This window comes from Streptomyces sp. Ag109_O5-10, from assembly GCF_900105755.1.
Taxonomy (GTDB): Bacteria; Actinomycetota; Actinomycetes; order Streptomycetales; family Streptomycetaceae; genus Streptomyces.
In genome coordinates this window covers 9196508-9214626 of record NZ_FNTQ01000001.1, presented here as the reverse complement: position 1 = coordinate 9214626, position 18119 = coordinate 9196508, and the positions used below count along the sequence as shown (strand labels likewise).

General features: G+C 70.7%; 12 protein-coding genes and 1 pseudogene. 8 read left to right on the top strand and 5 right to left on the bottom strand.

The genetic code is table 11. From position 1 onward, the window contains the following. Positions 1–3: 3 nt before the first annotated feature. Genes BLW82_RS41765 through BLW82_RS41750 form a run of 4 tightly spaced genes read left to right on the top strand, consistent with a single transcriptional unit; the run spans position 4 to position 4215 of the window. Entirely contained in the window at positions 4–1434 is a 1431-nt protein-coding gene (locus BLW82_RS41765; RefSeq protein ID WP_177233236.1) for an MSMEG_0567/sll0787 family protein, read from the top strand. After that, a complete protein-coding gene (locus BLW82_RS41760; RefSeq protein ID WP_093507545.1) occupies positions 1431–2282 on the top strand; it encodes a carbon-nitrogen hydrolase family protein in 852 nt (283 codons plus the stop codon). Before BLW82_RS41765 ends, BLW82_RS41760 begins: the two co-directional genes overlap by 4 nt. Further along, the gene (locus BLW82_RS41755) at positions 2279–3115 is read left to right on the top strand and encodes a carbon-nitrogen hydrolase family protein (protein ID WP_093507543.1); all 837 of its coding nucleotides are present in this window, start codon (positions 2279–2281) and stop codon (positions 3113–3115) included. The genes BLW82_RS41760 and BLW82_RS41755 overlap by 4 nt, the downstream gene beginning before the upstream one ends. Further along, positions 3112–4215, top strand: a complete 1104-nt coding sequence (locus tag BLW82_RS41750) for an MSMEG_0565 family glycosyltransferase (RefSeq protein WP_093507541.1) — start codon at positions 3112–3114, stop codon at positions 4213–4215. The genes BLW82_RS41755 and BLW82_RS41750 overlap by 4 nt, the downstream gene beginning before the upstream one ends. Before the next feature lie 322 nt (positions 4216–4537). On the opposite strand, the gene BLW82_RS41745 is transcribed toward BLW82_RS41750, so the two are convergent. Beyond that, on the bottom strand, positions 4538–5476 hold the full coding sequence (locus BLW82_RS41745) for an AraC family transcriptional regulator (RefSeq protein ID WP_093507539.1): 939 nt from the start codon (positions 5474–5476) through the stop codon (positions 4538–4540). 111 nt (positions 5477–5587) lie between these two features. Between BLW82_RS41745 and BLW82_RS41740 the strand changes: the two genes are divergently transcribed. From BLW82_RS41740 to BLW82_RS41730, 3 genes are all read left to right on the top strand, one after another. Continuing rightward, positions 5588–6436, top strand: coding sequence for an NmrA family NAD(P)-binding protein (locus tag BLW82_RS41740; RefSeq protein WP_093507537.1), 849 nt, complete (start codon positions 5588–5590; stop codon positions 6434–6436). Then, the gene (locus BLW82_RS41735) at positions 6433–6885 is read left to right on the top strand and encodes a nuclear transport factor 2 family protein (RefSeq protein ID WP_093507535.1); all 453 of its coding nucleotides are present in this window, start codon (positions 6433–6435) and stop codon (positions 6883–6885) included. The genes BLW82_RS41740 and BLW82_RS41735 overlap by 4 nt, the downstream gene beginning before the upstream one ends. Before the next feature lie 286 nt (positions 6886–7171). Beyond that, positions 7172–8284, top strand: coding sequence for a DNA alkylation repair protein (locus tag BLW82_RS41730; protein ID WP_093507533.1), 1113 nt, complete (start codon positions 7172–7174; stop codon positions 8282–8284). A 194-nt stretch (positions 8285–8478) separates the two neighbouring features. On the opposite strand, the pseudogene BLW82_RS41720 reads toward BLW82_RS41730, so the two are convergent. Together BLW82_RS41720 and BLW82_RS41715 are read right to left on the bottom strand one after the other, a co-directional pair. Beyond that, positions 8479–9216 (bottom strand): annotated as a pseudogene (locus BLW82_RS41720) (MMPL family transporter); the annotation flags it as partial. Between the two features lie 959 nt (positions 9217–10175). Then, positions 10176–11207 carry a helix-turn-helix transcriptional regulator gene (locus BLW82_RS41715; RefSeq protein ID WP_093507529.1) on the bottom strand — a complete coding sequence of 344 codons (1032 nt, stop codon included), beginning with the start codon at positions 11205–11207 and terminating at the stop codon, positions 10176–10178. Positions 11208–11788: 581 nt separating this feature from the next. Here BLW82_RS41715 and BLW82_RS41710 point away from each other — a divergent pair. Beyond that, positions 11789–15871, top strand: a complete 4083-nt coding sequence (locus tag BLW82_RS41710; RefSeq protein ID WP_256216143.1) for a carboxypeptidase regulatory-like domain-containing protein — start codon at positions 11789–11791, stop codon at positions 15869–15871. 198 nt (positions 15872–16069) lie between these two features. Here the strand turns inward: BLW82_RS41710 and BLW82_RS44090 are convergent, their stop codons facing one another. Continuing rightward, entirely contained in the window at positions 16070–16870 is an 801-nt protein-coding gene (locus BLW82_RS44090) for a hypothetical protein (RefSeq protein ID WP_143063750.1), read from the bottom strand. 272 nt (positions 16871–17142) lie between these two features. Then, positions 17143–17706 carry a hypothetical protein gene (locus BLW82_RS41700; RefSeq protein WP_093507523.1) on the bottom strand — a complete coding sequence of 188 codons (564 nt, stop codon included), beginning with the start codon at positions 17704–17706 and terminating at the stop codon, positions 17143–17145. Positions 17707–18119 lie beyond the last annotated feature (413 nt).

Genomic DNA, 18119 nt, shown 5'->3' with positions numbered 1-18119 from the left:
GCCGTGAACCTCGACGGTTCCGTGGCCGCGCCGACCGTGGACGATCCGCAGGACATCCTGGCCCTGCTGGGCGACCGCAGCACGCTCGCCCGACGGCCCGCCTTCCGGATCGAAGAGGCGGACGGCACGGCGGACACGGCCGCCTACCGGGAGCTGCGCCGTGCCGCCTTCGTCCAGGAGCAGGGGCTCTTCGCCCAGCACGACCTGGACGACCGCGACACCGACCCCCGGACCGTCGTCCTGGTCGCGAAGGACCCCGAGGGCACCGTGGTCGGCGGGGTGCGTCTCTGCCCGGTCGACGACGGCCCCGACCTCGGCTGGTGGCAGGGCGGGCGCCTGGTCGTCGCCCGCCGGGCCCGCGGCCCGCACGGCCTCGGCGCGGCGCTCGTCCGGGCCGCCTGCGCCCGCGCCGAGGCCGAGGGCGTGCTGCGGTTCGACGCGACCGTCCAGGCGCGCAACGAGGTGCTGTTCCGGCGGCTCGGCTGGCAGCGGGTGCGGGACACGACGGTCGCGGGCATGCCGCACGTCCTGATGCGCTGGCCGATCGGCCGCATCGCCGCCCTCGCGGCGGCCACGAAGTCGCCCCTCGGAGCGCTCCTCACCACGCTGGCGCCTCCCCCGGGCTTCGTCGGTGACGACGGCGCCCCCGTCCCCGGCACCGACATGATCGCGGCGTGCGACGCGATCGTGCCGTCCATGGTCGAACGGGACCCCGAGTGGGCGGGCTGGTGCGCGGTCCTCGTGAACGTCAACGACCTCGCTGCGATGGGCGCCGCACCGCTCGGGCTGCTGGACGCGGTGGGCGCTCGCGACGCCGCGCACGCCGCCCACATCCTGGCCGGACTGGCCCGGGCGGCACAGGCGTACGACATCCCGGTGCTCGGCGGGCACACCCAGCTCGGCGTCCCGGCCGCCCTGTCGGTGACCGCGCTCGGCCGCACCGACCGGCCGGTGCCCGGTGGCGGCGGCCGCCCCGGTCACGCCGTACGGCTCACCGCCGACCTCGGCGGCCGCTGGCGCCCGGGCTACCGGGGCCGCCAGTGGGACTCGACCAGCCACCGCCGTAGCGACGAACTGCGCACTATGACCGGCGCGGTGGCCGCCGCGCGGCCCGCCGCCGCCAAGGACGTGTCGATGGCGGGCATCGCCGGCACCCTCGGCATGCTCGCCGAGGCGAGCCGCTGCCGCGCGGTGCTCGACGTGGCCGCCGTGCCCCGGCCGGGGGGTGCTTCCGTGGGCGACTGGCTCACCTGTTTCCCGGGCTTCGCGATGCTCACGGCCGACGAGCCGGGCGCACCGCCCCTGCCCGCCGGGCCCGCCACGGGTGCGGTGTGCGGGGAGCTCACCGAAGGAGAAGGCGTCGGGCTGCGCTGGCCCGACGGAGAGATCACCGAAGCGGTCATGTCCACCGTGACCGGGATGGGGACCGCATGACCACCCTGCGTATGGCCGCCGTCGCCGCCGAGTTCGGCCGCGATCTGGAGGAGGACTTCCAGATAGCCGAACGGCTGATCAAGGAAGCCCGGGAGGAGGGCGTACGCCTGCTGGCGCTGCCCGAGGCGTGCCTCGGCGGGTATCTGCTCAGCCTCGACGACTCCGCCGAACTCGACGAAGGCCCGCCCGCGCTCGGGCTCGACGGGCCCGAGATCCGCCGACTGGCCTCCCTGGCCGGGGAGATGACGGTGGTCGCCGGATACTGCGAAGCGGCCGGGGAAGCCCGCTACAACAGCGTCGTCTGCGTCACCGGCGACGGCGTCCTCGGCAACCACCGCAAGGTCCACCAGCCACTCGGCGAGGACGCCAGCTACTCCTCCGGGGACCGCTTCCACGCCTTCGACACCCCGGTCGGCCGGATCGGCATGATGATCTGCTACGACAAGGCGTTCCCGGAGTCCGCCCGCGCGCTCGCGCTCGACGGCGCCGCGATCGGGGTCTGTGTCTCCGCGTGGCCGGGATCCCGGACGAACGCGGCCGCCAGCCTCGAAGAGGACCGCTGGAAACGCCGCTTCGACCTCTTCGACCGGGCCCGCGCGCTGGAGAACCAGATCGTGTGGCTGTCGGCCAACCAGGCGGGCACGTTCGGGTCGCTACGCTTCGTCGGCAGCGCCAAGGTCGTCGACCCCGGCGGCGAGATCCTCGCCGACACGGGCGTCGCCGCCGGCATCGCCGTCGCCGAACTCGACGTCGTACAGGCACTGGAGACCGCCCGGCGGTCGATGGGGCACCTGCGCGACCGGCGGCCCGAGACCTACGACGTACCCACGGGAGCAGTCAGCGCATGAGCACGATCCGGATCGCGGCCGCGGCCGCCCACTTCGGCCGCGACCTGGAGTTCGACCTGGCCCGCATCGGCAAACTCATCGACGACGCGCGCGCCTTTGGCGCCGGTCTGCTGGTCCTGCCCGACGCCGCGCTCGGCGGCTACCTCGCCGACCTGCGCCACCCCGACACCGAGGCCCTGCCGCCGGCCCTGAAGCCGGAGGACCCGCTGATCCTCCAGGTCGCCCGTCTGGCCGCCGAGATGGTGGTCTGCCTCGGCTACTGCGAGGACGGCGGCGACGAGCGCTACAACGCCGCGGTCTGCGTCACCGGCGACGGTGTCCTCGGCCGCCACCGCAAGGTCCACCTGCCGGCCGGCGAGGTCGCCGCCTACGCGCCCGGTGACCGCTTCGACGCCTTCGACACCCCCGTCGGCCGCATCGGCATGCTCATCGACTACGACAAGACGTTCCCCGAGTCGGCCCGTTCTCTGGCGCTGGACGGCGCCGAGATCCTCGCCTGCCTCTCCGCCTGGCCCACGTCCCTCACCAACCGAGCCCCGCGCATGGCCCAGGACCGCCAGGCCAAGCTCTTCGACCTGTACGACCAGGCCCGCGCCGCCGAGAACCAGGTCGTCCTCGCCTCCTCCAACCAGACAGGCGCCATGGGCGGCATGCGGTTCCTCGGCCAGTCCAAGGTGGTCGGCCCGGGCGGTGACATCCTCGCCCGCACCTGGTCCAAGGCCGGCCTGGCGGTCGCCGAGGTCGACGTCGCCGAGGAGATCGACCGCGCCCGCCGCATCCTGCGCCACCTCGACGAACGCCGGCCCGGCGCCTACCGGGAGGACCGCACGTGAAGATCGCCCTGCTGAGCTACTCCACCAAGCCGCGCGGCGGCGTCGTCCACACCCTCGCCCTCGCCGAGGCGCTAGCCGCGGCCGGGCAGGACGTCACGGTGTGGACGCTGGGCCGCGGCGGCGACGCGGGCTTCTTCCGGCCGGTCGACCCCGCCGTACGGCTGCGGATCGTGCCGTTCCCGGACGGCCCGCCCGAGGAGTCCGTCGGCGAACGGATCCTGCGCTCCATCGCCGTCCTGGGCACGGCCTTCGAGCCCTGTGCGATGGCGTACGACGTCGTCCACGCCCAGGACTGCATCAGCGCCAACGCGGTCGGGGGCCGCTGCGTCCGCACGGTCCACCACATCGACCACTTCACCACCCCCGAACTGGCCGCCTGCCACGAGCGGGCCATCGTCGAGCCGTACGCGCACATCTGCGTGTCGGCGGCCGTCGCCACGGAACTGGCCGACGGCTGGGGCATCAAGGCGGCGGTCATTCCCAACGGAGTGGCCTACGACCGTTTCGCCACCACCGAGCCGGCCGCCCGCGCGAACTGGCGTGCCCGTCTGGGCCGTTACGTCCTCACCGTCGGTGGCATCGAACCCCGTAAGGGCTCGCTGGACCTGCTGGAGGCGTACGCCCTGCTGCGCTCCGCACACCCGGAGGTACGGCTGGTGATCGCGGGCGGCGAGACCCTCTTCGACTACCGCGACTACCGGGCCCACTGGAAGGCACGCGCAGCCGAACTCGGCGTCGAGCCGGTCGTGTTGGGGCAAGTCGCCGAGGACGAGCTGCCGCCCCTGGTGGCCGCCGCTTCCGCTTTCGCCTTCCCCTCCGTCAAGGAGGGCTTCGGCCTCGCCGCGATGGAGGCACTCGCCGCGGGAGTTCCGCTGGTCGTACGCGATCTGCCCGTTCTGCGCGAGGTGTTCGACAGCGCCGCCCGTTTCGCGACCACCCACCAGGACCTCGCCGCTGAGCTCGGCGCCGCGCTCACGGACGACACCCCCGCGCGCCGGGCCAGGGGCCGCCGACTCGCCGCCCGCCACACCTGGGCCACCGCTGCGGAACGCCACCTGGCGTTCTACGGCTCTCGGCTGAAAGACATCTCACGTAGCTGACTGATCGTTTCAGCGTGACGAGCGCGGCAGCGAAGCGATCCCCGCATCGGGCCCGAAGCCCCGTTGCCGACCTCGGTGTAGATCCGCGGAGCAGTTCCGGCAGAGGGCGTCCGATGATCCGCTCCGCGGCATCGACTTCCTGCCGCGTGATCGGTGCGGACCACGCGGTTTTGCGGCCGGGCCGAGGAGGGACGGCTTCCTGCGCCCGGCTCGCCGTCGCCGACGACCGGGTCGTGCCGCGGCCCCGTCGCGACGAGGCACAGGCGGTACGGAGTCCAGGAGGCGTCCTGACCGGGACGCTGGCGCCAGGGCGTGGCACTGCTCACGAGCCGTGGTGCGTGGTGAGCAGTCGCGTCTGTGCGGATGCTCGTTCTCTCTGGCGCCAGGTTCCAGGTGGTTCTCCGTGGTGACGGCGGAAGGCGGCGGCGAAGGCGAAGGAGGACCCGTAGCCGACGGCGTCGGCGATCTGCGGCAGGGTGAGATCGTCGGCGCGCAGGTGGTCGCGGGCGATGGTCATGCGCCATTCGGTCAGATACTGCATCGGGGCCTGCCCGAGCGCCTCCCTGAACAGCCGCGCGAACGCGGCCCGCGACAGGCCGCTGATGTCGGCGAGTTCGGGGACCGTCCACGGGTGGGCCGCGTTCTCGTGCATGGCTTGCAGCGCGGCTCCCAGCCGGGGATCCGCTGCCGCCCGGTACCAGCGCGGTGCGGTCGCACTGCGGCGAAAGTCGCTGCGGATGGCCAGGACGAGGAGCAGGTCCAGGAGGCGGTCCAGGACGATCTGCTGGGCGAGTTCGCTGCGGACCAGTTCGCGGGACAGCAGGCCGATCACATCCCGCAGCGGATCGTCGTCGGCCGAGGAGAGGGTCATGACCTGCGGCAGGGCGTCCAGGAGCCCGCTGCCGACTTCGCCGGAGAACTGGTAGGCGCCGCACAGGAACACGGTGGCCCGCGGGTTGTCCCCGGGGAACGTCTGGGCGTGGCGTGCCCGGAATTCCTCCGGTTCCAGGCAGGCGGCGCCCGGTTCATGTCCGATGTAGTGGTCCGGTCCGCCGCGGACCAGGGTGACGCTTCCCGGTATGAGCTCCACGGTGCTGTCGGGAGTGTTCAGCCAGAGGTAGCCGCGGCCGCGGACGACGGTGTGCACCGACAGCTGGATCGAACCGCCCAGCCGCAGTCCCCACGGTGCTTCGGCGACCGTCCGGGCGAACACCGCGCCGGTGGCGCGTGCCCGTACCAGGTGGTCGGTGAGCAGGTCCATGGGATCAGCTTGACCAGCCCGAGCGTCCAGGGTCAAGGCGTGAGAGTCTGACATAAAGAATCGAGCGCATCACGCATGGATTCTCTTGTTCCAGGCTTCGAGCATGGAGTCATGAACAACGAAGTACCCATCGCACTCATCCTCGGCGGCACCGGCCGGTCCGGTCCGCTGCTGGCCGACGCGCTCGCCCAGCGAGGAGTCATCCCCCGTACCGCGGCGCGCAGCGGAGCGGACGTTCGGTTCGACTGGGACGACCCGGCCACCCACCCGGCCGCACTGGACGGCGTCGACCGCCTCTATCTGGTGACACCCACCGCGCGTATCAGCTACGCCGACCAGGTCGCAGCCTTCCTGGACCTCGCCGAGGTGGCCGGCGTGCGCCACGTCACCTACCTGAGCGTGTACAACGCCGACCAGGCGCCGACGGAGGTCGACATCGCGGCCGTCGAGGCCGATCTGGCGTCCCGGCAGGGCATCACGCACGCGGTCCTGCGCACGTCGTGGGTGATGCAGAACTTCGCCGACGACCACCTCCCCGTCATCGACGGAGTACTCACGGTCCCGAGCGGCGGCGGAAGGGAGGCCTTCGTCGACGCGGCCGACATCGCGGCGGTCGCGGCCCAGACGCTCCTGGACCCCGAGACCCACGCCGGCGCCGTCTACTCGCTCACCGGCCCGCAGGCCCTCACCTTCCAGGAGGCCGCGGACATCATCGCTTCCGTGAGCGGCCGGTCCGTCGCCTACCACGACATCGACCAGGAGATGTGGATCAACGGGGCGCTCGCTGCGGGCGCCCCCGCCGACTACGCGGTCATGCTGCGCTGGCTCACCGGCAACGTCATCACCGGCAACGGTGCCACGCCCACCGGCGACGTCGAGAAGGTCACCGGCCGGCCGGCCACCACCTTCCGCGCGTTCGCCGAGCGCACCGTCCACGCCTGGAACCCGGAGGCGAAGTGAGCAAGACCGTCGACGACAACACTCCCCTGGCCGGGGCGAACAGCCCGTTCTTCCGCATCATCAAGGAAGGGCTGGACGGCCTGGCCGACGGGGAGGACTACTACGACCTGCTGGCCGAGGACGTGGTCTTCGAGTACCTGATCACCGTGCCGGGCTACCCCCGGCGGGTCGAGGGACGCCAGGGGATCATCGACCTGTACAGCGACTACGGCGACTACGTCACGCTGCGCAGCGCGGACAATCTCCACGTCCACCACGACCCCAGGACCTCGACGGTCGTCCTGGAGTACGAGGTCCACGGCACGTCGGCGGTGACAGGGCGCCCCTACGACAACCGCTTCGTCTCCGTCGTGACCATCAAGGACCGCAAGGTGACGCACTGGCGCGACTACCTGGATCCCATCGCTGTATTCGACGCACAGGGATGGCCGCAGGACCGCTCCTCGTAGCAGCCGGCACCCCCTGAGGCGCGGCCCCGTCTCCCAGGCGCCGAGTGCCTGAGGCCCGTCGTGCGCCCGCGTCCGCCGAACGCCGACGCGGGCGCACGGATTTCGCGTGACACCGAGACGCTCGCTTGCGAGGGCGCCGTCGCCCGCGCCAACCCGGCACGCGCACCGGTGCCGCCGGCATCACCGACGAGACGGCGAGCAGGCCCGTGCAGGCCACGAGCGGTTGCAGTAGCGTCAGCCTGCCGCTCACCACCGCTGCACCACCTCCCATGACGGAAGAGACCGCATGCCATCCGCCGACGAGCTCATCGGCCGCCACGCCGTCGAGAGCCTTCTGAGCGCCGTTGAGATCGCCGCCCCGGACGCCGACCTCGGGTCGCTGCGTGCGGCGCCACGTCGGATCGCCCCGCTGTCCCTGCGGGAACGCGCCGACCTGCTGCGCGATGCCCTGCTGGCGGACCTGCCCGGCGACTACGCCACGCTGGCGCGGACCGTACGCACCGCCCGGGACAACGCCGCAGACTTCACCGGATGGCTGATCTGGCCGGTCACCAGCGCGATCGCCACCCGCGCGGTCCAGGAAGACACCACCGCGGCCTTCGACGACGCGATGGCGCTGCTCGCCGAGCTCACCGGCCGTCTCACCTCGGAGTTCGCCATCAGGACGCTGCTGCGGCACGACCTTGAGCGGGCCCTGGACGTCATCAGCGACTGGACCGGGTCGGCCGACGCCCACGTGCGCAGGCTCGCCTCCGAGGGGACCCGCCCCTACCTTCCCTGGGCGGTACGGGTGCCCGGCATCCAGGCCCGCCCGGGCGCGACCGTACCCATCCTGGACGCCCTCCACCGCGACGAGAGCGACTACGTACGCCGCTCGGTCGCCAACCATCTCAACGACCTCAGCCGGGACCACCCCGACCTCGTCGTCGGCACCGCCCGCCGCTGGCTGGACGATTCCGACGCGGCCGCCGGACGCCTCGTGCGCCACGGGCTGCGCACCCTCGTCAAACGCGGCCACCCCACAGCCCTCGACCTGCTCGGCTTCGCCCCGGCGAGGGTGGAGGTCGACGGGCCTCGCCTGGACCACACCACCATCCCGCTCGGCGGCAGCGTCCACTTCTCCGCCTCGATCCGCAACACCGGTGACACCGAGGCACGGCTGACCATCGACTACATCGTGCACCACCGCAAGGCCAACGGCGGCCAGACCGGCAAGACCTTCAAACTCACCACCCGCACCCTCGCGCCGGGCGAGCGGATCCAGGTGACGCGGGAGCACTCGTTCCGGCCGATCACGACCCGCCGGTACTACCCCGGCACCCACGCGATCTCCCTGCAGATCAACGGAATCGAATCAGCCCGTGCGGACTTCGTCCTGGCAGGCACGGGCACACCCTGACTCCAAGAACTCTGGTCTGCCGTGGCGTGCCCCGCCGAGCCGACGCCAGTCCGCCGGGCGGCCGCCCTCATGGGACGTCGACTTCGTCCGCGACCACCTACGCGACTACGTGGTCGAGCACCTTCACGAAGACGAGGCCGTCCTCGTGGTCGACTGGACCGGCGACGGGGAGAAGGGCACCGGCACCGTGCCGGCTATCCGACCGGAGTGAGGTCCCTGGGTTCCTCGGTGTCGGTGAGTCCGACGCGGTCATGGAGGCGGCGCAGGGGGCGCGGGGCAGCCCAAGCGTGGCGGCCGAGGAGGCGCATGGCGGCCGGCACGAGGATGCCGCGGATCAGGAGGGCGTCGAGAAGGATGACCAGCCCGCAGCCGAGGCCGAACATCTGCAGGAAGCTGACCGAGGCGGTGCCGAAGGCGAAGAAGCTGACCGCGAGGAGGACGGCCGCGGTCGACACGATCCGTCCGGTGCGCGCCAGTCCTTCGGTGACGGCTTGGAAGGTGCCGGCGCCGCCGTCGTGGAGTTCCTTGATGCGGCTGGTGAGGAACACCTCGTAGTCCATCGACAGGCCGAAGGCGATGCAGAACAGGGCCATGGTCATCGCTGTGTCCATCGGGCGCGGGGTGAAGCCGAGCCACGAGGAGAGGTGGCCGTACTGGAAGATCCACACCATCGTGCCGAGGGACGCGGTCCTTCCGAGGGCGTTGAGGACGAGGGCCCGGATCGGTTGGGCGATGCTGCCGGTGAACAGGAAGAGCACGATCAGCGTGCTGAGTCCGACCAGGCCTGCGGCGTACGGAAGTCGGGTGTCGATGGCGTGGTTGGTGTCGACGAGCCGCGCGGAGTCGCCGGTGACGAGGACGGCGGCGCGGTGCGGGGCGGGGAGCGCCCGGATGTCGCCGACCAGTTGCTGTGCGGCTGCGGAGTGGCTGGCCTTCCTGGGCGAGATCGTCGGCCAGTCCGGCCCCGGAGGCTGCCGTAGCGGGTGAGTCGATCGATCCATTGCGAGCCTTGACCAGAAGAACCAAGTTGGGCGCGCCGCCGAAAACGGTATCCACCCTCTCATCGGCGCGGGTGGACTGCGCGCCTTCCGCATCGAAGCCGCCGGTTTTGAGCTGCCCGAAAGCGCCGGCACCCACGGCGCCCACGGCGATGAGTGCGACAGCGCAGAGGACCAGGACGAGTTTTGCTCTGCGGCGAACTGCCTCTGCAAATGCGGTGAGCACAGCGTATTCCTCTCGGAAGAGGGTCACCGTGGCGACGGTGGAGGGACGAGCTCGCGGGCGATGTGGCGGATCTGCCGGATGCCGCCCGGCGGAGCGGCTCAGGTCCGTGGGAAGGCGGTCGCAGCCCCTGACGGGTGGAAGGCGTCAGCCCTGGGAGTCGGGCCCCGTGCGGCCACAGCCGGTGCGTCGGTGCAGGAACCCGGCTACCCGACCTCGCCCCTGCCGACCCGACGAAAGACGTCGGCGGAGCCCGCCGCACGTCGTCCGGAGCCCTCGCCGGGGCCCGCCCTGAACCGTCGCCGAAACCGCACACCTGTGGGAACTCTTGATGACGGCTTGTCGGGCAGATGCTCGTGATCCGTGTGCAGCCGCGTCAGGCAGGGGCCTCCTCGCGACTGTCCTGGACGACGGGACCGCATTCGAGGAGAACCCCTCGGAGTCTCACCCGCTTCTGCGACCACATGCGAGGCGTCGCCGAGCAGGCACGTGGAACCGGGCAGTTCCTCCTACGCCGCCACACCCTGTACCTCTCCGGATACGACACCGCGTCACGACGACGCAGGCGGCGCCGCGAAACCTGGCGCACCGGGCGCACCGGGTCGGCGCCGGTTGTGTGCACGCGGAAAGTGCAATGCTGAGGCGAGTGGAACTCCAATCCTGACGGACCCTAGGCCTTCGGGTTTCCGAGCCAGCCGCGTTCCTGGGCCAGCAGCGCGATCTGGAAGCGGGTCCGCGCGCCCAGCTGTCTGCCCAGATCGCTGATATGTGTCTGTACGGTCCGGCGGCTGAGCCGCAGCGCGCGGGCGATGGCGTCGTCCTTCATCCCCGCGGACATCAGGCGCAGGATGTCCCGCGTCCGGCTGTCGAGAACGCCGTCCTGTCTTTCGGCGCTCGCGGCGGGCGAGACGGGCCGGCTCTCCAGCGACAGGGGCACCGCGCGCTCCCATACGCTCTCGAAGAGGGCGGTCAGTACGTCCAGCAGCGTCGAGGAGTGCACGACGAGTGAGCCCGCGGCCGGATCGTCTTTCCGTAACGGCATGATCGCCGCGACGGCGTCGAAGATGACCAGTTTCATGGGCAGTCCGGACAGGAGCCGCAACTCCCCTTCCGCGGCGCCCCGGAGAGCCGCCTCCAGGCATCCGTCGTCCCCGATTCCGTCGCTGTCGTACACGGACCGGAGCCGGACGCCGGGACGGACCGCGGAGCCCGCCGAGGTGGAAGCGTCGGTAGGGGCGATCCTCGAGGTCACATACGGCGGCTTCGCGAAATGCAGGACCTCCTTGTGACTGCTCCTCAGAAGGTGTGCATAGCGGGCGCCGACCTGTTCATCGCTCTCGACCACCTCGAAAAGGTCCGAGGCGACCTGCCGGCCCGGGGCCGTGCGATAGACCTCGTGGAGCTGTTCCGCGTACAGCTCCGCCCTGGCCAACTCCTGTCGCTTACGGGCGAGAAGGGCGCCCAAGGCGGAGCGGGGCGGGCTGGCGCTCCAGCGCGTGGGCCGTTCCCTGACGCGTACGGCCAGGAGTTCGGCCTCCAGGGACCGCAGGGCGTCCCGGGCCGCCTGGGCCGGCACGCCGATCCCTGCCGCGACCGCTTCCTCCTCCGCGTCCGGATGGCCGACCAGGTATTCCAGTGCTTGCCGGGCGAGGCCGCCCAGGCCGGTGCCCGGCCACAACGCGTCTAGGGAGGACACGTCCATCAGCGACTCCTCGGAAGATCGGAACGAGGTTCACGCCGATGCTACGCAAGTGTGCAACTGCGCGGGCCCGCAGGCGTCGGATCTTGTCAGGCGAGGCTGCCGAGATCAGGATGATCACAGGTCACCGGTGCGGTGATCTCCGTTCCGACCACATGTCCGGACCGACAACTCCCGTAGCCGCCGCAGAGTGTGGGCCCTGGTCACCGGCCGCCCGCAGCCGACTGAAAATCACAACCCTGCAGAAATAGGCCCCACGCATTTTTGATGAAGCGGCGGGGTCCTGTTGGCATGGAAATTTATTTCCGGCCCGAATCGCAGGCCTCTTTTTCGGATTCGCCCCAACGTCATGTACATGTAACACGGCGCTTATTGTCAATTGCCGTTCGGAGTACGCCAATTGAGGGTGGCGAATGCGACTACCCGTATCCGCCGTCGACCGCGAACCGCATACGGGTCGACCCATGCAATGCAACCTGAGGAGTAACGTCTTGCGCGTCTCACCGAGAACCGGTTCAGCTTTACGCCGAAGAGCCGCCGCCTGCCTGACGGTCCTGAGCGCCGCCGCAATGACGGTCCTGGGCATGCAGATCCCGGCCCACGCGGCGCCCCCGTCCGTCGCCTCGGCGTCCTCGGCCAAGAAGAAGGTCGCCCTCGAACCCTCGTGCTCCACGCCCAAGAAGGGCGAGGCCGCCTGTTTCGCCCTGCGCCGCACCGACACCAAGGCCGTCAAGGGCCTGCTGGCCGCCTCCGTCAGCCCCAGCGGCTACGGCGCCGGGGACCTGCAGAGCGCCTACAGCCTTCCCGCCGACGGCGGTGCGGGTCAGACGATCGCCATCGTCGACGCCTATGACGACCCCAGCGCCGAGGCCGACCTGGCCGTCTACCGCGAGCAGTACGGGCTGCCCGCCTGCACCACGGCGAACGGCTGCTTCACCAAGGTCGACCAGCGAGGCGGCACCGACTACCCCGCCCCCGACTCCGGCTGGGCCGGCGAGATCTCACTCGACCTGGACATGGTCTCCGCGGCCGCGCCGAACGCGCACATCCTGCTCGTCGAGGCGGACCAGCCGAGCTTCGAGGACCTCGGGGCGGCCGTCGACCAGGCGGTCGCGCTCGGTGCCAAGTACGTCTCCAACTCCTACGGCACCAACTACAGCAGCACCCCGGGCAGCGGCGAGACCCCGGACGAGACGACGTACGACGCCCATTACAACCACCCCGGTGTCGCTGTGGTCGCCTCCTCGGGTGACAGCGACTACGGGGTGGCCTACCCGGCCGTCTCCCCCTACGTGACCTCCGTCGGCGGCACCTCACTGGTCCGGGACTCCGGAACCGCACGCGGCTGGTCCGAGTCGGTCTGGAACCGCGATGGCCTGGGCCCGGGATCCGGCTGCTCCCTCTACGAGCCCAAGCCGGCCTTCCAGACGGACACCGGATGCGACAAGCGCACCGTCGCCGACGTCTCCGCCGTGGCCGACCCGGCCACCGGCGTCGCGGTCTACCAGACCTACGGCGGTGGCGGCTGGCAGGTGTACGGCGGCACCAGCGCCGCCTCACCGATCATCGCCGCCGTGTACGCGGCCGCCGGGACCCCCGTCGCGGGTACGTACCCCAACTCCTACCCGTACGCCTCCGGTACCGGTCTCAATGACGTGACCACGGGCGACAACGGCACCTGCACCCCCTCGTACCTGTGCACCGCCGGTGCCGGCTACGACGGCCCGACCGGCCTGGGCACCCCCGACGGGCTGGCCGCCTTCCGCAGCGGCCCGCACGGGAAGCTCTCCGGTACCGTCACCGACGACAGCACCGGCAAGCCGGTCGCCGGAGCCACCGTCACCACCCAGGGCGGCGGCACCGCGCACACCGCTGCCGACGGGACCTACTCGCTCGTCCTGCCGGTCGGCAGCTACGACATCACCGTCGAAGCCTACGGCTACGCCACCGGCACCGCCTCGGGCGTGTCCCTCGGCGACGGCGACACCCTCACCAAGAACTTCGCCCTGACCCCGGTTCCCAGCCGGACGGTCTCCGGCAAGGTCACCGACGGCTCCGGCCACGGCTGGCCGCTCTACGCCAAGATCACCGCGGACGGCGTCCCCGGCGGCCCGGTGTGGACCGACCCGCTCACCGGCGCCTTCGACCTGAAGCTGCCCCAGGGCCACGACTACACCCTGCACGTGACCAGCGCCTATCCCGGCTACACGTCGCCCACCAAGAAGATCACCGTCGCGGACTCCGACCAGACTCTGAACGTCGCGGTCCCGGTCGACCCGTGGGGGGCCACCGCGCCCACCGGTTACTCGGTGCACGACGAAGGCACCACCGAGACGTTCGACTCGACCGACTCCGCCCCGAAGGGCTGGAGCGTGGTCAACGCCGACGGGACGACCGGCGGCTGGGCCTTCGACGACCCGGGCTCACGCGGCAACACCACCGGCGGCGACGGCGGATTCGCCGTCGTCGACAGCGACCACTCCGGCAACGGCGCGCACCAGGACTCGCAACTCCTCAGCCCGGTATACGACTTCACCGACAACTCCGCACCCGAGATCGCCTTCGCCAATGACTACTTGGCCATCGGCGGCCAGAGCGCGGGCGTCGACGTCACCACCGACGGCGGTGCCACCTGGACCAGTCTCTGGTCCGCCACGGGGAGCACCTTCGGCGCGCAGAAGGTCGAGCTCCCGCTGACCGACTACGCCGGCAAGGCATCGGTCCAGCTGCGCTTCCACTTCACCGGCTCGTTCGGCTGGTGGTGGAAGGTCGACAACGTTTTCGTCGGCGAGCGCCACGTCACGCCCCTGCCCGGTGGTCTGCTCACCGGCACCGTGACGGATGCCAACACCGCCACGGGCCTGGTCGGCGCCACCGTGACGAACAAGGACGACGGCAAGCAGAGCACCGTCACCCTCGCCACTCCCGACGACCCCGCTCTGGGCGACGGTGTCTACGCCCTGTTCTCCTCCCTCGGCAGCCACGGCTTCACCGCGGCGAAGCCGCACTACACCGGCCTCGACAAGACCGTGAAGGTCGCGGCCGACAGTGCGGTCGGCGCGGACTTCGCACTCGGTGCCGGGCAGCTGTCGCTGGACAAGACCTCGCTCACCGCGTCGGTCGGCTGGGGCGAGCAGACCACCAAGACCCTGACCATCAAGAACACGGGCACGGCGGCCGCCACCGTCAAGCTGGGCGAACAGTCCGGCGGGTTCAGCATCGAGTCCGCGGGCGGCGCTCCGCTGAAGCTGGTCAAGGGCAGCTACTCCCCGCTGTCGAGCAAGGCCGCCGCGGCCGCCGCGGGCACCACCGCCAAGGTGGCTCCGGGAGCCGCCGGTGACGCCTGGCAGGCGGCCCCCGACCTGCCGGTCAAGCTGATGGACAACGCTGTCGCCACCAACGACGGGAAGGTCTATTCCGCCTTCGGTTTCAACGGCAGCGCCGACACCAAGGACATGTACGTCCTCGATCCGGTCGCCGGCACCTGGACCAAGCTGGCCGGTGCGGCGGACACCCGGGAGGATCCCGCCCACGGCTTCATCGACGGCAAGTTCTACGCCGTCGGCGGCTGGGGAGCCAGCGGCGCCCCCGACTCCAAGCTGGAGATCTACGACCCGGGAAGCGACACCTGGACCACCGGCGCCGCCTCGCCCAAGCCCTACGCCGGCTCCGGCAGCGCCGTGCTCGACGGCAAGCTCTACGTGGTCGGCGGCTGCGGGGCGGAATCCTGCGGCAGCACGGACGTCACCGTCTACGACCCGGCCGCGGACACCTGGTCCACGGTGGCCGACTACCCGGAGTCGATCTCCTGGAGTTCCTGCGCCGGCATCAGCGGCAAGCTCTACTGCGCCGGCGGTCTGAACGGCAACAGCGAGGACAAGCACTCCTACGTCTACGACCCCGCCACCAACGCGTGGTCCCAGGTCGCCGACCTGCCGATCACCCTCTGGGGCTCCGCCTACACCTCCGCCAACGGCATGCTCGTCACCGCCAGTGGCGTCACCCAGAACAGCATCACCAACCAGGCCTTCGCCTTCGACCCGGAGGCCGGCACCTGGACCGCCCTGCCCAACGCCGACACCGCCACCTACCGCGGCGGGGGTGCGCTCGGCTTCTTCAAGGTCGGTGGCGGCGTCGCGCTCGCGACCCCCGCGACGACGGTGGAGGTGCTCCCGGGTTACGACCAGGGAGACACGGCCGACGTCAGCTGGCTCAGCGAGAGCGCGCAGCAGCTCACCCTCCAGCCCGGCAAGAGCTCGAAGGTGACGATCACCCTGGACGCCTCCGTGGCCGAGGTGACACAGCCGGGATCCTTCACCGCCCGGTTGTCCGTCAGCTCCGACACCCCGTACTCCGTGCCCGCTCTCCCCGTGGAGTTGGACGTCGCCCCGCCCAAGACCTGGGGCAAGATCACCGGCACCGTGCTGGGGGTCACCGCGAACGGCGGCACCGCGCCGATCGCCGGGGCCACCGTCCAGATCGACACCTGGGCCACGAGCTACACGCTGACGACGGACACCCACGGCGGGTACGCCCTGTGGCTCGACGTCCGCAACAACCCGCTCACCGTCATCGTCGCCAAGGACGGCTTCCAGCCGACCGTCGCGACAGTGAAGATCAAGAAGAAGTCCACCGCCACCGCGAACTTCACCCTCAAGAGAAAGTAGACAAGGGCCGACGGCCGGGGTGAGACGCTCCTGAACGGGGCCGGCTCACCCCGGCTTTCGGCACGACCCTCCCACCGGAACCACCGCTCTCCTCCAGGACACCGCCTACTTGCGGACCTCCCGAAGTCGCGAAACAGGTACCCGGTCCCGTACCGCTGACCCCCGCCTCGGTTGGTGTGGTCCGATGCGCTTGCTCTCTCAGCCAGACTGGTCAGTGGAGGGGCTGGTGGCGCCGTCCGTGCCGTAGAAGTGGCCCTGGTCGCACAGGGCGTCGATCTCGGCGTTGTCCTCTTCGCTCAGTTGTGCGTCCAGCGCGACGCTGATGACGTGTCGGGCGCGGGCCAATCGCCGAGCGACATCCCAGTCGGCGATGAATTTGACGACGGTGTGCTCGTCGGCAGTCCCGGCTGCCTGGCGGGATCCGAGTCGGTCGAGGGAAACGACAAACTCGTTCAGGTCCTGCAGCACTGCGACGATCTCGCCGAGGGGCATGCGGATCTCCCGGGAGGACATGTCCATCAGCCGCTTCAACTCCAGAGCTGGTGCTCGGGCCCAGATCCTGATCTTGCTGGTCGGGGCTGGTGCGGAACGCGTGCGGGCACCGGTGACCATCGGTGTGTGAAGACAGAAGATCAGTGGGCAGCCGCAGGCCGAAGCATAGATCCTGCCCGCTGGCAGAAAGCGTCCGAGGGCCTGGTGGGCCGTATCGTGGGACGGTTCGTCCTGGTAGAACCCCGGCGCGGGGCACGGGCGTTCGTGCGCGGACCGTTGTCGCACCTGCCGCGCAAGAACTGCAGGACACCCGCCGAGCAGGCCGGGGAGGCGAACCCCTACGGTCTGCGACGCCTGCTGTTGAGAGCCAAGCGGGATGCCTGTGCGGGACGCGGTGACATCCGCGGCTTCGTTGTCGAGTACCTGCACCACGAGGATGCGGTGCTGGTCGGGGATGAGACCGGCGACCAGAAAAAGGGCACGGGCACGGTGGCGGTGCAGCGCCACCGTGTTGCTGGCAGTGGACGGCGTACGGTGCCGAATACGCGAAGTACTGGCTGCACGTGTTCACCGAGCTGAAGAAGCGCTGCCTGGACGTCGCGCTCGTCCTGGTCTGTGACGGGCTCGTTCGAGGGCCGCCTGAGCTCGAGCAACCAACTGACCGTCAACAAGCAAGATGGGTCGGCGGGGACCTTGGACAAGCCTCATCATCCCAGTTCAGAAGGCACTTTCGCGTTCCCGGTCATGAACCGGACGCTGCCTCGGGTGAAACGCGCGGGCTAGTGCCAGCAGGTGGCCTCGTTGTCGTCGTTGTTCCCGTCCCGCGTGGTGCCGATCGACACCTCGTAGGCGATTCCGCCGTCCGCCTCGGGCCGAGGCGAGTACGCCTCGACGCGGGTGTCGACGTTGAGCAGCAGGTGCCGGTCCTTCTCGGTCCGGGTCCAGCAGGCCCCCTCCACGGCGACGGGCGCGGCGTCCGGGCTCGGGTCGTGCTCGAACTGCCAGCCGGCCGCCTTCGCCTCCTCGGAGTAGTGCTTGATGACCTCCTCGATGGTGCCGGGATAGGCGTACAGCCGGTCGGCGTGCAGCCAAGGCTGCCCGCTGCTGCCGTCGTCGCAGCCGGTGGTGATGGCCACGCCGCGGTAGTTGGAGGGTGCCGTGGCACGTGCGGGCGCCGCGTCGAGCAGCGGCTGCGCGGCCAGTCGCTTGAGCTCGTCCTTCGTGCCGTCGCAGGTCTCGCCGCCGATGACGGAACATGCGCCGAGGAAGAAGGCGGTCGGCAGCAGCAGTGTGGCCGCGAGTCCGAGGCGGGTGGCCGCGGCGGACGGAGATGCGGGGGACAAGGTACTCCTTGACGAGTGGCGAGCGTGGGACCGGGCGCGGTCCGCGCACAAAGGGCAGACCGCGCCCGGCTTGTCGATCAGTCAGATCGTCGCGCTGCGGCGGCTGTCACCACAAGTAGCGGTGGGAGGAGGCCAGTTGCCGACGTCGCAGAGCGGCCGATGGTGGGGTCGTGGACCCGCACGCCCACGAGCACGAGTCCGCTGCGGGTGGAGTCGGCGCGCCTCGGCACCCGCGGCGCGGCGGCCTGAGCGTCACGCGGCGCGGCGGCCTCAGCGTCCGCTCCCACGGCGGAATGCCGCGCTGACACCTCACGGGGGCCAGGGCCGCACCGCGTGGCGCCGTTGAGACATGTCGCAGGTGTGACACCGGAGGCCAGTGACATGGTCACCGCCACAGCAGATTCTGTCGGACA